Annotated in this window: 13 protein-coding genes; 9 read left to right on the top strand and 4 right to left on the bottom strand. The window is 67.6% G+C overall.

The window, feature by feature from the left end; translation table 11 throughout:
- Nucleotides 1-33 precede the first annotated feature (33 nt).
- The 4 genes from KB874_RS01660 to KB874_RS01645 form a co-directional block, all read right to left on the bottom strand.
- Nucleotides 34-480, bottom strand: coding sequence for a 6,7-dimethyl-8-ribityllumazine synthase (locus KB874_RS01660; RefSeq protein WP_212534795.1), 447 nt, complete (start codon nucleotides 478-480; stop codon nucleotides 34-36).
- 26 nt (nucleotides 481-506) lie between these two features.
- The gene (lipA, locus tag KB874_RS01655; protein ID WP_212534794.1) at nucleotides 507-1,460 is read right to left on the bottom strand and encodes a lipoyl synthase; all 954 of its coding nucleotides are present in this window, start codon (nucleotides 1,458-1,460) and stop codon (nucleotides 507-509) included.
- Nucleotides 1,420-2,928: an FGGY-family carbohydrate kinase gene (locus KB874_RS01650; RefSeq protein ID WP_212534793.1), complete on the bottom strand. Its 1,509-nt coding sequence runs from the start codon at nucleotides 2,926-2,928 to the stop codon at nucleotides 1,420-1,422. Before KB874_RS01650 ends, lipA begins: the two co-directional genes overlap by 41 nt.
- A gap of 94 nt (nucleotides 2,929-3,022) precedes the next feature.
- Nucleotides 3,023-3,991, bottom strand: a complete 969-nt coding sequence (locus KB874_RS01645; protein ID WP_212534792.1) for a sugar-binding transcriptional regulator — start codon at nucleotides 3,989-3,991, stop codon at nucleotides 3,023-3,025.
- A 262-nt stretch (nucleotides 3,992-4,253) separates the two neighbouring features.
- Here KB874_RS01645 and KB874_RS01640 point away from each other — a divergent pair, with 262 nt between their 5' ends.
- The 9 genes from KB874_RS01640 to KB874_RS01600 all read left to right on the top strand — a co-directional run bounded on the left by KB874_RS01640 (nucleotide 4,254) and on the right by KB874_RS01600 (nucleotide 13,516).
- Complete coding sequence (locus KB874_RS01640) at nucleotides 4,254-5,258, top strand: thiamine pyrophosphate-dependent dehydrogenase E1 component subunit alpha (protein ID WP_212534791.1); 1,005 nt, start codon at nucleotides 4,254-4,256, stop codon at nucleotides 5,256-5,258.
- A gap of 5 nt (nucleotides 5,259-5,263) precedes the next feature.
- Nucleotides 5,264-6,283, top strand: coding sequence for an alpha-ketoacid dehydrogenase subunit beta (locus tag KB874_RS01635; RefSeq protein WP_249200250.1), 1,020 nt, complete (start codon nucleotides 5,264-5,266; stop codon nucleotides 6,281-6,283).
- On the top strand, nucleotides 6,283-6,525 hold the full coding sequence (locus tag KB874_RS01630) for a biotin/lipoyl-containing protein (RefSeq protein WP_212534789.1): 243 nt from the start codon (nucleotides 6,283-6,285) through the stop codon (nucleotides 6,523-6,525). The genes KB874_RS01635 and KB874_RS01630 overlap by 1 nt, the downstream gene beginning before the upstream one ends.
- 70 nt (nucleotides 6,526-6,595) lie before the next feature.
- Entirely contained in the window at nucleotides 6,596-8,260 is a 1,665-nt protein-coding gene (gene glpD / locus KB874_RS01625) for a glycerol-3-phosphate dehydrogenase (RefSeq protein ID WP_212534788.1), read from the top strand.
- A gap of 28 nt (nucleotides 8,261-8,288) precedes the next feature.
- Nucleotides 8,289-9,152 carry a class II fructose-bisphosphate aldolase gene (locus KB874_RS01620; RefSeq protein ID WP_212534787.1) on the top strand — a complete coding sequence of 288 codons (864 nt, stop codon included), beginning with the start codon at nucleotides 8,289-8,291 and terminating at the stop codon, nucleotides 9,150-9,152.
- A gap of 12 nt (nucleotides 9,153-9,164) precedes the next feature.
- Entirely contained in the window at nucleotides 9,165-9,839 is a 675-nt protein-coding gene (locus KB874_RS01615) for a 2-oxo acid dehydrogenase subunit E2 (protein ID WP_212534786.1), read from the top strand.
- Between the two features lie 66 nt (nucleotides 9,840-9,905).
- Nucleotides 9,906-10,889 carry a substrate-binding domain-containing protein gene (locus KB874_RS01610; protein WP_212534785.1) on the top strand — a complete coding sequence of 328 codons (984 nt, stop codon included), beginning with the start codon at nucleotides 9,906-9,908 and terminating at the stop codon, nucleotides 10,887-10,889.
- Between the two features lie 74 nt (nucleotides 10,890-10,963).
- A complete protein-coding gene (locus tag KB874_RS01605; RefSeq protein WP_212534784.1) occupies nucleotides 10,964-12,493 on the top strand; it encodes a sugar ABC transporter ATP-binding protein in 1,530 nt (509 codons plus the stop codon).
- Between the two features lie 12 nt (nucleotides 12,494-12,505).
- Nucleotides 12,506-13,516: an ABC transporter permease gene (locus KB874_RS01600; RefSeq protein WP_212534783.1), complete on the top strand. Its 1,011-nt coding sequence runs from the start codon at nucleotides 12,506-12,508 to the stop codon at nucleotides 13,514-13,516.

Here is a 13,516-nt window from a genome sequence, read left to right as displayed (position 1 = left end):
GCCGCCCTTTTTCATGGCCGGTTCGTCAGCCGATCAGCTGAGAGGAACCAAGGCTTGCACCACGGCCAGCGCTGCATCGGCGGCCTCGCGCCCTTTGCGCACGAAATGCGCCCGGAAGAACCCGACATGATCGTCGGAGAGCTGGAAGTGATGCGGCGTCAGCGACACCGAAAGCACCGGCACCTCGGTGCGCAACTGCACCTCCATCAGCCCCGAGACCACCGCCTGCGCCACGAAATCATGCCGGTAGATGCCGCCATCGACCACAAGCGCGGCCGCGGCGATGGCGTCATAGTCGCCAGTCTTGGCCAGCCGTTGCGCCAGCAGCGGCAGCTCGAAGGCGCCGGGCACGTCGAAGGCGTCGACGCGCGTCCCCGGCGCCAGCTCTTCGATCCGGGCAACAAAGCCCTCATGCGCCCGATCCACGATATCCGCGTGCCAACGCGCCTTCAGAAAGGCGAAACGAAGCGCCTTGGTCATGTCCTGTCGTCCTTTTTAATTGATCGTCAGAGGCGGGCGAGCCGCTGTTCGCGCGCAGCCCGGAGCCGCTCGAAATCCGCGCCGGCGTGATGACTCGAGCGGGTCAGAGGGCTGGCCGAAACCATGAGAAAGCCCTTGCCCCAGGCCACCTTGTCGAGGCTGGAAAACTCCTCGGGCGTCACGAAGCGGTCGACGGCATGGTGTTTCGGCGTCGGTTGCAGGTATTGCCCGATGGTCAGGAAATCGACATCCGCCGCGCGCATGTCGTCCATGACCTGCCGCACCTCGGCCGCGCTTTCCCCAAGGCCGACCATGAGGCCGGACTTGGTGAAGATCTGCGGATCGAGGTCCTTCACCCGCTGGAGAAGCCGCAGCGAATGGAAATAGCGCGCGCCGGGTCGCACCTCGGGGTAGAGGCGCGGCACGGTCTCGAGGTTGTGGTTGAACACGTCCGGTTTCGCGGCGACGACGGTTTCCAGTGCGCCGGGCGCGCATTTCAGGAAGTCGGGCGTCAGGATCTCGATGGTGGTGCCGGGGGCACGGTGGCGGATCGCGCGGATCGTCTGGGCGAAATGCGCCGCCCCGCCATCCTCCAGGTCATCGCGGTCGACGCTGGTGATCACCACGTGGCTCAGCCCCAGCTTCGCGACCGCGTCCGCCACCCGGCCCGGCTCGAACACGTCCAGCGCGTCCGGGCGTCCGGTCGCCACGTTGCAGAAGGTGCAGCCGCGCGTGCAGATCTCGCCCATGATCATCATGGTCGCGTGGCCCTGGTTCCAGCATTCGCCCAGGTTCGGACAGCCGGCTTCTTCGCAGACCGTGGTCAGCTTGTGCTCGCGCACGATGTCGAGCGTGCGCTTGTAGCCTTCGCCGGCGCGCGCCTTGACCCGGATCCAGTCCGGTTTCGGCAAGCGTGGCGTGTCGCTGCGGCGTGCCTTTTCAGGATGTCGCTCGGACGGGTTGCTGAGGTCGCGGGGCATGGGCATTCCTTTGCGGTCTGGCCGGGGCGCGGTTCCACAGGGCGCGCGCCGAGGCCACGGTGTCGAGATAGCGGTCAAAGCCGGATGCGTAAGCCGCGGCGGTCTCGCGGCGCGGCTCGATCACGGCCTCTGACTGGGTCCAGACCGCTGGGTCATAGGCGATCCCGGCCACGTCCATTGCGGCGATGGCAGCGCCCCGGGCGCCTACCTCGGGGCGCCGGGCGACGTGCAGCGGGCGTTGCAGCACGTCGGCGACCATCTGGCTCCAGGTGGCCGAGTTCGAGCCGCCGCCACAGACCGACACGCGACCCGAGAGGCCCGCTGCCTCGATGCAGTGCCGTGCGGCATAGGCCACGGATTCGCACACCGCCATCACCAGATCCGCGCGGGTGGTCGCGGTGCTGAGACCGGACAATTGCCCGCGCGCGCGCACGTCGACGAAAGGCGCGCGTTCCCCGGTGGCCGAGAAGAAGGGCAGGGCGTTCGCGCCGTTCGCGCCGGCGCGGGACTGGGCCAGCAACCCGTCGACCTCGGCATGGGTCGCGCCGATCATCTCGAGGATCCAGTCCAGCGTCGCGGTGCCCACGGTCGCCGGCATGGCCCGCAGCCAGAGCCCGTCCTGCGGCATGCACAGCGTCATGCCCACCGGGTCGGCGGTCGTGTCGATCCGGTCGGTCAGCACCTCGCAGGCCAGCGTCGTGCCGATCACGATCAGCCCGTCGCCCACCGCCCGCACCCCCGCACCCATCGCGCAGGCAGGCAGGTCGAAGGGGCCGGCATGCACCGGGATGCCCTCGGGCAGGCCGGTCAGCGCGGCGCCGGCGGCGTTCAGCGCAAAGGCCTGACCCGGCGCGGGCATCACGGGGGACAGCAGCCGCCTGTACTCTTCCAGCCCGAGAAGGGCGAGGATCTCGTCGTCGTAGTCGCGCCTGCGGATGTCGAGAAAGGGCAGCGAGGCGTCCGAAGCGTCGGTGACGCGCGCGCCGGTCAGCCGTTGCAGGATCCCATCCTTGAGGTAGCTGGCGGTATGCGCCCGCGCCAGCGCATCGGGGTCGCCGTCGCGCAAGGCCGCCATCAGCGGCGCATGGCTGCCCGGAAAGATTGCGTTCGCGTTGCGGCGAAAGACGCCTGCAAAAGCGCCGCTGTCGATCCAGCCCTGAAGATAGGGATTGCCCCGGTCGTCGAGCCACGACACGGCGGGCCGCACGCCGCGCGCCTCTTCGTCCAGCAGCCAAAGGCCGTCGCTTTGCCCGGTGATGCCGATGGCCTGTGGGGCAGGGTGGCCGGCGCAGGCCTCGGCCACCACGGCGCCGACCGCGGTCACGATTTCCTCGAAATCCTGTTCGATCCGGCCACCGCCGAGGGCGCGCGGGCTGCTGCGGCGCGAGGCGACCGACAGGCAGTCGCCCTCGGCCGAAAACAGCGCGGCCTTCACCATCGAGGTTCCCAGATCGATGCCCAGTATCATGCCGTTCTTCCGGTCCCTACCGGGCGCACGCCGTGCCGCCCGTGATGCTTCACTTGATCAATTGAAGCATATGTTCTGATAATGCACAAGTGGTTCAGTTCGCGTCGACGTGGTCCCGGGCTTCGGCGAGCAGCGTGGCGGCCACGGCCTCGTCGGTGATCAGGTGCGTCGCGTAGCCGCCCTTGAGGCTGGCCAGGATCGCCTGCGCCTTGGACGCGCCGCCCGCCACCAGCAGGCGTTCGGGAATGCGCTTGATGTCGTTCAGCGAGATCCCGATCGGATGAATCGTTGGCGGCAATTCCACCGGTGCGCCGTTGGCGTCGATCCACCGGCAGGCGATGTCGCCCACCGCGCCGCTGCGCATCAGGAATTCCTTTTCCGTGGCATTGACATAGCCCAGTTGCAGCATCGTCGCCTTTTCGCTGAGCGACCCCACGCTGAACACCACCAGCGACGCACGCCGCGCCATGTCCAGCGCCTCGTTCAGGCCGGTGTCGCTGATCAGCCCGGCGGCCGTTTCCGCGTTGCGGACGTAGACCGGGGCATAGAGCGCCCGCGCCGGCGCCTTGAAGAACTGGCCGACGATCTCGGCCACTTCATAGGGATTCGTGCCGCGGTCCGCGTTGTGAAGCCCGCCGATCAACGCCACGGTCTTCATTCCCGGGACCGTGACCTCGCCCTGCAGCGAGTCGGCCATGGCCCGCAGGGTGCGGCCCCAGCTGACCGCGAGGATCGAATCCTTGCGCGCCATTTCCTGCAACGTCCCTGCCGCGGCCTGACCGAGCCAGCGGCGCTGGGTCTCTCCGTCCTCTGCCTCTGGCACGATCCGGACGGTCTGAAGCCCGAAGATCCGTTCAAGATCGCGTTCGAGTTCAAAGGTTTCCTGCGAGACGCCCAGTGAAATCGTGACCAGGCCAGTCTCTCGCGCCCGCTGCAGAAGGCGAATCACGGTGCTGCGGCTGACCCCCAGCTTGTCGGCCACCTGGCTCTGCGTGAACTCCTCGATGTAGTAGAGCCACGCCGCGCGGGCCGTATCGGTCGACTTCTTGTCCAGATCTTTCATCGCGAAATCCTCTGCCACATATGCTCGTTGACCTGAAATATGGATCAAGTTTGCCGTTTCGTCCAGTGGGTCATGGTGTTCCGTTCCGTCATCCGCCTGTGAAAACAGGAATAAACGAAGTTGGGCGGCATAATCTCCTTATGTATGCGGCAGTGTGGGCCATGGCTGCGTGAAGCAAATGCGCTGACGCGTATCAAATGTTCTTGCCTGATCGGTTTTGACTTGATACAAATAATCCAAGCCAGATCAAAAGGTGCAAAACATGAAGATCAGCGAAAAACTTGCCCGGGAGACGCTGCTGGAGATGCAGCGCCGGATGCTGCGGATCCGCCTCTTCGACGAGCGGGCCTCCAAGATGGTCAAGCGCGGCTACATCCCTGGCACGGTGCACACCAGCATCGGCCAGGAGGCGCAGGTCGTCGGCGCCTGCATGGCGCTGAAGTCGGGCGACCACATGACCGGCAACCATCGCAGCCACGGCCACCCGATCGGCATGGGCTCGCCGCTGGGCCCGCTGATGGCGGAGCTCGTCGGCAAGGCGACCGGTGTCTGCAAGGGCAAGGGCGGGTCGCTGCACCTGGCCGATTACGCGGTCGGCAGCCTGGGCGAGTCGGGCATCACCGGATCGTCGATCCCGATCGCCGTCGGCGCGGGCCTGTCGGCGCAGGTGCTGGGTGAAGATCGCGTGGCGCTGACCTTCTTCGGCGACGGCACGGCCAACCAGGGCGTGCTTTATGAATCGATGAACCTCGCCTCGGCCTACAAGCTGCCGGTCATCTTCCTGTGCGAGAACAACTTCTACGCGCTGTCGACGCCGTCGCACACGGTGACGGGCGGGCGGATCGTCGACCGCGCCGCGGGCTTCGGCATGCCGGGCGTGCGGGTGGATGACGGCCAGGATGTCATGGCGGTCTACGACGCCGTGGCCGAGGCCGTCGACCGGGCGCGCCGGGGCGAGGGCCCCTCGCTGGTCGAGGTAATGACCTACCGCTTCCGCGAGCATTCCGAAGGGCTGCGCATCAACGTCGACTACCGCAACTCCGAGGAAAAGCAGTTCTGGACGGCGCGCGACCCCATCGTGCTGTTCCGCGAGGCGCTGATCGCCGCCGGGATCGCCACGGCGGCCGAAATGGACGCCATCGAGGCCGAGATCGCGCAGGAGGTCGAGGATTGCGCGAGTTTCGCGCTGGAAAGCCCCGATCCCGAGCCCTCGGTCGCCTTCGAGCACCTCTTCACCGACGCATACGACCTGGAGGACGTCCTGTGAGTGTCATGACCTATATCGGCGCCATCGGCGCCGCCCAGCAGGAGGCGATGTCCGCCGATCCGCGCGTCATCATCATCGGCGAGGATGTCGAGGCCAACGTCTACGGCACCACCGGCGGCGGCAAGCAGCGGGCCGAGCAGGGCGATTTCGTCCAGCAATTCGGCAAGAACCGCATCCGCAACACGCCGATCTCCGAAGAGGCCATCGTCGGCACCGCCATCGGCGCGGCGATGACCGGGCTGCGTCCCATCGTCGACCTGTCCTATTCGTCCTTCCTCTACATGGCGATGGACCAGTTCGTGAACCAGGCCGCCAAGAACCGCTACATGTTCGGCGGGCAAAGCTCGATCCCGGTCGTGTTCCGGTCGGCGATGTTCTACGGGCTGAACACCGGGGCGCACCATTCCGACCGGCCCTATCCGATGTTCATGAACGTCCCCGGGCTCAAGATCATGGCGCCGGCCTCGGCCTATGACGCCAAGGGCCTGCTGCGCAGCGCGATCGACAGCGACGACCCGGTCCTGACCTTCGAGGCTGTGCCGCTCTGGGGCGCCAAGGAAGAGGTCCCGGACGAGGAATACCGCATCCCCTTCGGCGTGGCGCGCACCCGCCGCGAAGGCTGTGACGTGACCGTCGTCGGCGTGTCGGGCAGCCTGCCGCTGGCGCTCCAGGCCGCCGAGGACATGGCGGCGCGCGGCGTCTCCTGCGAGGTGATCGACCCGCGCACGCTGGTGCCGCTGGATACCGGGACCATCGTGCGCTCGGTGCTCAAGACCGGGCGGCTGGTGATCGCGGAACCCGCGCACCGCACCTGCGGCGCCGCGGCCGAGATCGCGGCGGTCGTCGCCGACAAGGCGCAGCATGCGCTCGTCGCCCCGATCAAGCGGGTCTGCGCGCTGAACATGCAGGTGCCCTTCAGCCCCGCGCTGGAGGCCCAGATCTATCCCACCAGGGAACGCATCGTCGCCGCCATCGAGGCGGTCTGTGCGGACCAGTTGAACGCTGAAAACCGGAGAGTTGGCTGATGAAAGTCGAAGTTTTGCTGCCCCAGTGGGGCATGGGCATGAGCGAAGGAACGGTCACCGAGTGGCTGAAGAAGGTCGGCGACCGCGTCGCCGAGGACGAACCCCTGGCCGAGATCGAGGCCGAGAAGGCCACGCAGGAACTGGAATCCCCCGCAACGGGCATCCTGTCCGAGATCCTCGTGCAGAACGGCGAGGACGCCAAGGTCCGCACCGTGATCGCGATCATCGAGACCGACGACTGAGCGAAACCCGCCTTGGGGGCGCATCCTGCGCCCCCGGCTTTCCCCAACCCTTCGACGCGCGAGCGACACGATGACCAAGCCGGAGTCCAAGACCGCACGCAGCCCCGAACCGGGGGCCGTCTACGACCTCGTCGTGATCGGCGCCGGGATCAACGGGCTGGGCATCGCCCGCGACGCCGCGGCGCGCGGCCTGCGCGTGGCGTTGGTCGAGAAGGAAGACATCGGCAGCGGGACGTCCAGCTGGTCGGGCCGTCTGATCCATGGCGGTCTGCGCTATCTCGAACAGGGCGACATCCGCCTGGTGCGGGAATCCCTGCGCGAACGCGAACGCCTGTTCCGCCTCGCGCCGCACTTGGTCAAGCCGGTGCCGCTGATGATGCCGTTCTACGCCCACAACCGCCGCTCGAAATGGACGGTGCGGGCGGGCATGATCGCCTATGACGTGCTGTCCTTCGACAAGAGCACGAACGCCCACAAGGTTCTGTCCCGGGACGAGACGCTGCGGCGCTTTCCCGGCATGCACCGCGACGGGCTGCAGGGCGCGGCCATCTTCATGGACGGGCAGGTGATCTGGTCGGAGCGGCTCTGCGCCGAGGTGGCGCTGTCCGCCGCCGCCGAGGGCTGCCACATCTTCACCCATTCCCGCGTCGACGGCTTTGTCCAGGAGGGCGAGTGCCTGACCGGCGTGACCTTCACCGACCAGCTGACCGGCGCGCGGCATACGCTGAACACCCGGCTTGCGGTCAACGCAGCCGGTCCCTGGGTCGACGCTGTGCTCAAGGGCCAGACCGCCGGGGGCAAGCGCCATATCGGCGGCGCCAAGGGCAGCCACCTGGTGGTCGACCCGTTCCCAGGCGCGCCCAGCGACGTGATCTACTACGAGTCGCGCAAGGATGGCCGGCTTGTCCTGGTGATCCCGTGGGGCGAGCGTTACCTGATCGGCACCACCGACAAGAAGTTCGAAGAGGACCCCGACCTTGCCAAGGCCGACGAGGCCGAGGTCGAGTACCTGCTGGGCGAGGTCAACAGCCTCATCCCCCAGGCGAACCTGACCGAGGCCGACATCCTCTACACCTACAGCGGTGTGCGCCCGCTGCCATACGTGCCGGAGAAATCCGAATGGAAAGTGCCGCGCAGCCACGTCATCCATGACCACGCGCCGGAGTGCCGGGGGCTGCTGTCCATCATCGGCGGCAAGCTGACCACCTATCGCAGCCTGGCCGAGGAAACCGTCGACCTGATCTTTGCCCGGCTGGGCCGCAAGGCGCCGCGCTGCACCACGGCGAAGACCCTGTTCCCCGGCGCCCGTGTCGACGATTTCGACGCCTATCGCCGGCGGCTGACCGAAACCACCGAGGCCAGCGCCGAAACCGTCGCCCGGCTGGTGTCGCTCTACGGGTCGCGGGCTGGCGACATCCTGGCGCTTGCCGGGGCAGACCCGGCCCTGCTCGAGGTGTTCGACCCGGACTCGGGCGCGATCGCCGCCGAGCTGGTCTTTACCTTCGAGACCGAGTTCTGCCGCACGCTGGCCGACGCGCTGATCCGGCGCATCATGGTCGGGCTGAACGGCACCTGTGGCCGCAAGGCGCTGGACCGCGCCGCCGACATCCTTGCCACCCGCGAAGGCTGGAGCGCCGAACGCCGCCGCCGCGAGATCGAGACCTACACCGCCTACATCCGCCGCTTCGACGTGCCCGGCCAGACGGCGCACGCCGCCACCATCGCGGCCCAGTGACCCCACCCGACAACCGGAGAGACCAGCCATGAACCCCCAGTCGAACCCCAGAGAGATCATCGAGAACGCGCGGCGCGGCGGTTATGCCGTGGGTGCCTACAACATGCACAACGAAGAGACGACCGAGGCGCTGCTCTGGGCCGCCGAACAGGCGGACTCGCCCGTGTTCATGCAGGTCGGCCGCGCCATCATCCCGCATATGGGCGTCACGCGCGCCTTCGATATGACCCGCCGGATCGCCGAACGGTCGAATGCCAAGTACGTCATCCACCTGGACCACGGGTCCTGGGACGAGGTGATGGAGGCGCTCAAGCTGGGCTTCAGCTCGGTCATGTATGACGGTGCGCACCTGCCCTTCGAGGAAAACATCGCGACGACCCGCAAGGTGGTCGAGATCGCCCATGCCTTCGGCGTGCCCGTCGAGGCGGAGCTGGGCAAGATCCCCGATGCCGGCGAAAGCGTCGACTGGGAGGATTACTATACCGATGTCGAAGAATCCCGCCGCTTCGTCGCCGAAACCGGGATCGACTATCTCGCCATCTCGGTCGGCATCGTGCACGGCGTCATCCCGGGCATTCCGCTGGCGCCGATCAACATCCAGCGCATCCGCGAGATCAAGGCCGCGACCGGCATCCCGCTGGTGCTGCACGGCGCCTCAGGCCTGACCGAGCGCGAGATCATCGAGGCTCGCGCCGCCGGTGTGCACAAGTTCAACGCCGACACCGACCTGCGCCACGCCTTCCGCGCCGGGCTCGAGGCGGTGTTCGCCCGCGGCGACCGCCAGCTCGAAGAGGCGATGGCCGAGGGCCGCGCCCGCATGGTCGAGGCGACGATCCACAAGATGCAGCAATACGGCTGCGCGGGCAAAGCCGCGCACGCCAAGGCCGCCTGAGGAGCCGCCGCCATGCCCGACACCCTTCACGACGCCCCGCAGGGCCGGCTCCGCGCCCTGGGCAAGACCGAAAAGCTGATGGTGCGGGCGATGAACGCCGCCTGGACCGCGCCTATGTTCCCGGTCACGGTCGAAATCGACATGACCGAGGCCACGGCCCGCCGCGCCCCCGGCGTGACGCTGACCGACGTGATCCTGGCCGATGTGGCCGCGACACTGACCCGGCACCCGGCGCTGAACGCGCATTGGCAGGACGAATGCGTGGTCGAATACGACGCCGTCAACCTCGGCCTCGCCGTGGCGTCCGACCGGGGCCTGACCGTCCCGGTGATCCACGGTGCTGATGCGCTGGACCTGGCCGGGATCGCCGAGCGTCGAAAGGCTCTGGTCGACAAGGTCAAGGCCGGGCGCATCGCCATCGCCGAGGTGATGGGCGGGACGTTCACCGTGTCGAACCTCGGCATGTTCGGCGTCGCGCGCTTCACCGCCATCATCAACCCGCCGCAGGTCGCCATCCTGGCCGTCGGTGGCACCACCCGTCGCCAGGTCTGGAACGACGGCGCGCCCGAGTGGCGCCCGATCGCGGAATTCACCCTGACCAGCGACCACCGCGCCGTGGACGGGGCCCGTGCGGCTGCGTTCCTGGCAGACCTCAAGACCCGCCTGGAAACGGGCGCCCCGCACTGACGGACGGGGCCAAGGCCCCGCCCATCGCTCAACGAAGACCATGACACATCTGGAGGAGACCCGGTCATGAAAACGTTTACCCTGGCACGCCGTGCCGTTCTGAATGCGCTGCTCGGCGCGACCTGCGCCGCGGCGCTGGCGCCTTCCCTGGCGATGGCCGACAGCAAGCCGGTGATCGGCGTGTCCGTGGCCGACCAGAAGTCGCTGTTCTACATCGCCGCCGTTGACGGCATGCGCGCCGCGGCCGAGGACCTGGGCTATGAGCTGAACGTGCAGGCCGCGAACAACAACTCGCGCCAGCAGATCGACCAGGTGAACAACCTGCTCGTCCAGCAGATCGGTGCGCTGGTCTTCATCTCGCAGGACAGCACCGCAGCCGCGGCCGGCGTCAAGGCTGCCAACCGGTCGGGCGTTCCGGTCATCGCCGTCGACCAGCGTCCGGAAACGGGCAGCGGCGACCTGGTGACCTACATCGCCACCGACAGCGTCAAGGCCGCGCGTGACCTGTGCACCTGGATGTTCGGCCAGATGGGCGGCAAGGGCCAGATCGCGATCCTCAAGGGCGTTCTGGGCTCGACCGCCGAGATCCAGCGCACCCAGGGCTGCGAAGAGGCGCTGGCCGCGCATCCCGACATCGAGGTCGTGGCGATCCAGACCGCGAACTGGGACGAGAACGAGGCTTTCAAGGCGACGCAGAACATCCTGACCGCGCATCCCGATCTGGATGCCGTGTTCGGCGAAAGCGATGCGATGTCGCTGGGCGCCGCCAAGGCCGCGCGCCAGGCAGGCCGCACCGACCTGATCTCGGTCGGCATCGACGGCTTTCCGACGCAGCTGAAGGCCATTCAGGAAGGTTTGACTCAGGCCACGATGGCCCAGATCCCCTACACGATGGGCTACATGGCCGTCGAACAGGCGGTGAAGGTCATCAACGGCGAGGGCGGCGACATCCCGGAACTGCAATACCAGGATGCCGTGCTGGTGACGGGCGACTCCGTGGGCGGCGTGAATGCCGCCGACTTCTACGGTCCGGCCGCCAACAACATGTGACGCCCCGGACGGGCCCGGTTCTCTCCCACCCGGGCCCGCCCACCCCCTGAATCCCGCCGAGGAGCCAGACGGACATGTTCGACGCAGCGCATTCCGAGCCCGGCCTCGTCTGCCGGAAGATCGTCAAGTCCTACGGCAGCATCGAGGTGCTGAAATCCGTCGACCTGACGCTGCGCCCCGGCACGGTCCTGGGCCTGATCGGCGAGAACGGCGCGGGCAAGTCCACGTTCAACAACATCATCGCCGGCGTCGTCGCGCCTTCGGGCGGAGAGATGGTGCTGGACGGCGCGCCCTATGCGCCGCAGTCGCCGTCCGACGCGCTGGCCCGCGGTGTCGCGCTGATCCACCAGGAAATCCGCCTGCTGCCCGAACTGTCGGTCGCCGAGAACCTGTTTCTCGGTCGCCTGCCGATGCGCGGCGGTCGCGTCGATCGCGCCTCGATGGAGGAACAGAGCCACGCGGTGCTGGCTCGCCTGGGCATGCGGATCGACCCGCGCCGCCGGGTGCGTGGCCTGTCGATGGCCCGCCAGCAGGGCATCGAGATCGCCAAGGCGTTGCTGCGCGACCCGCGCTACATCATCTTCGACGAACCCACCGCCTCGTTGGGCGAAGCCGACGCGGCGCTGATCTTCGAACAGATCTACCGCCTGCGCGAGGATGGGGCAGGGGTGATCTATGTCTCGCACCGGCTGGACGAGATCACCACGCTGGCCGATCACGTCGCCTGCTTCCGCGATGGCAACAAGGTGGCCGAGTGGCACCGGATGCCGGTCGCCAAGCAGGACCTGATCAACGCGATGGTCGGCCGCGAATTCACCTTCGAACACCATGCGCCGCAGCCCAGCGGTGACCGGATCGCGATGCGGGTGGACGGGCTGGGCCGCGACGGCGCCTTCGGGGATATCTCGTTCACGCTGCGCCAGGGCGAAATCCTGGGGTTTGCCGGGCTTGTCGGTGCCGGGCGCACGGATGTCGTCCGCGCCATCGCGGGCGCCGACCGGGCCGACACGGGCACAATCGAGGTCGACGGCGTCAAGGTCCATGCCGTGTCGCCCAAGGCGGCGATCGCCGCTGGCATCGTCATGGTGCCCGAGGACCGCAAGGGCCTGGGCCTGAACCTCGACCGCGCGGCGGCGGCCAACATCACCCTGCCGTGGGAGCGGACGTTGCAACGCTTCGGCATGATCCGGCCCTCGGACGTGTCCGAGATGGGCGGCGCCCAGCGCGACCGCTTCGACATCCGGGGCCGCATGGGCCTGCCTGTGGGCTCGATGTCGGGCGGCAACCAGCAGAAGGTTCTCCTGGCCAAGTGGCTGGTCAGGGAGCCCAAGGTCTTCATCGTCGACGAACCGACCCGCGGCGTCGATGTCGGCGCCAAGATGGCGATCTACGAGATCATCCGCGGCCTTGCCGCCAGCGGCATCGCCGTGATCGTCGTGTCCTCCGAACTGGAGGAAGTCCTGGGCCTGTCGCACCGCGTGCTCGTGATGAGCGAGGGCCGGCAGACCGGCATCCTCGACCGCAAGGACGCGACCCCCGAAAGCGTCATGGCCCTCGCGGTGGGCGGCAAGGCCGTCCGGCCCCAACTCGAACCCTCAGCATAGGCGGTGCCTGTCATGTCGGAACTCAACAACAACGTGGACACGGCGCGGGCGGCGGGCACGGGCCTGACGATGGGCGCGGGCCGGCTGTTCGGAGTGATCCGGGCCGTCTATGGCGCAATTCCCGGGCCGCTGCTGGGGCTGATCCTGGTCTGCGTCGTCTTCTCGTGGCTCTCGCCCTATTTCCTGACGACGCGGAACTTCATCAACATCTTCAGCCAGGTCTCCGAGATCGGGATCATGGCGGCGGGCGCCGCGCTGGTCATCCTGATCGGCGGGATCGACCTGTCGGTGGGGGCCGTGCTGGCCGTCAGCCTGATGGTCAACGCCTGGCTCTACCGCGATTTCGGCGTGCCCTTCGTCCTGTCGACTCTGGTGGGTCTGGGCGTCGGAGCGCTGGTGGGCTTCGTCAACGGCATCCTGTCGACCTACGGGCGCATCCAGCCCTTCGTCGCCACGCTGGCCACCATGTCGGCCTGTTCGGGGATCGCGCTGTTCGTCACCAATGGCGGGCCGGTCACCGGGTTCCCCGAGTGGTTCACGGCGCTGGCGACCATCCGCGTGGCAGGCATCCCGCTCGAGATGATCATCCTCGTCTCTGTATACCTGGCGGTGGCCTTCTGGCTGAACTTCCGCCCGACGGGCCGCGCGCTCTATGCCATAGGCGGCAGCGAGGAAGTGGCGCGGCTGTCCGGCATCGACACCCAGAAGGTCAAGATCCTGGTCTATGTCATCGCCGGGCTTCTGGCGGCACTGGCCGGGCTGATCCTGGGCGCACGGCTCGACTCGGCGCATCCCACGGCCGGGGCAGGGGACCTGCTTTCTGTCATCGCGGTCGTCGTGATCGGCGGCGCCAGCCTGTCGGGCGGGTCGGGCGGCATGTTCGGCACCTTCATCGGCCTGTTGATCATCGGCGTGCTGCGCAACGGCATGGCACTTCTGAACGTCTCACCCAACCTGCAACCCGTCGTGATCGGCGTGGCCATCATCATCGCGGTGATGCTCGACCGCCGATCGCAGCGCTGA

It is taken from the genome of Thetidibacter halocola (genome assembly GCF_018224955.1).
GTDB classification, from domain to species: Bacteria; Pseudomonadota; Alphaproteobacteria; order Rhodobacterales; family Rhodobacteraceae; genus Thetidibacter; species Thetidibacter halocola.
Note: the sequence above shows the minus strand (reverse complement) of the source record. Positions and strands in the feature narration are given on the sequence as shown.

What these genes read in the sequence shown, in the direction of transcription:
- KB874_RS01645 (WP_212534792.1), bottom strand. Translation starts at nt 3,991, where the DNA reads ATGAAAGATCTGGACAAGAAGTCGACCGATACGGCCCGCGCGGCGTGG.
- KB874_RS01605 (WP_212534784.1), top strand. Translation starts at nt 10,964, where the DNA reads ATGTTCGACGCAGCGCATTCCGAGCCCGGCCTCGTCTGCCGGAAGATC.
- KB874_RS01630 (WP_212534789.1), top strand. Translation starts at nt 6,283, where the DNA reads ATGAAAGTCGAAGTTTTGCTGCCCCAGTGGGGCATGGGCATGAGCGAA.
- KB874_RS01635 (WP_249200250.1), top strand. Translation starts at nt 5,264, where the DNA reads ATGACCTATATCGGCGCCATCGGCGCCGCCCAGCAGGAGGCGATGTCC.
- KB874_RS01600 (WP_212534783.1), top strand. Translation starts at nt 12,506, where the DNA reads ATGTCGGAACTCAACAACAACGTGGACACGGCGCGGGCGGCGGGCACG.
- glpD (WP_212534788.1), top strand. Translation starts at nt 6,596, where the DNA reads ATGACCAAGCCGGAGTCCAAGACCGCACGCAGCCCCGAACCGGGGGCC.
- lipA (WP_212534794.1), bottom strand. Translation starts at nt 1,460, where the DNA reads ATGCCCCGCGACCTCAGCAACCCGTCCGAGCGACATCCTGAAAAGGCA.
- KB874_RS01620 (WP_212534787.1), top strand. Translation starts at nt 8,289, where the DNA reads ATGAACCCCCAGTCGAACCCCAGAGAGATCATCGAGAACGCGCGGCGC.
- KB874_RS01660 (WP_212534795.1), bottom strand. Translation starts at nt 480, where the DNA reads ATGACCAAGGCGCTTCGTTTCGCCTTTCTGAAGGCGCGTTGGCACGCG.
- KB874_RS01650 (WP_212534793.1), bottom strand. Translation starts at nt 2,928, where the DNA reads ATGATACTGGGCATCGATCTGGGAACCTCGATGGTGAAGGCCGCGCTG.
- KB874_RS01610 (WP_212534785.1), top strand. Translation starts at nt 9,906, where the DNA reads ATGAAAACGTTTACCCTGGCACGCCGTGCCGTTCTGAATGCGCTGCTC.
- KB874_RS01615 (WP_212534786.1), top strand. Translation starts at nt 9,165, where the DNA reads ATGCCCGACACCCTTCACGACGCCCCGCAGGGCCGGCTCCGCGCCCTG.
- KB874_RS01640 (WP_212534791.1), top strand. Translation starts at nt 4,254, where the DNA reads ATGAAGATCAGCGAAAAACTTGCCCGGGAGACGCTGCTGGAGATGCAG.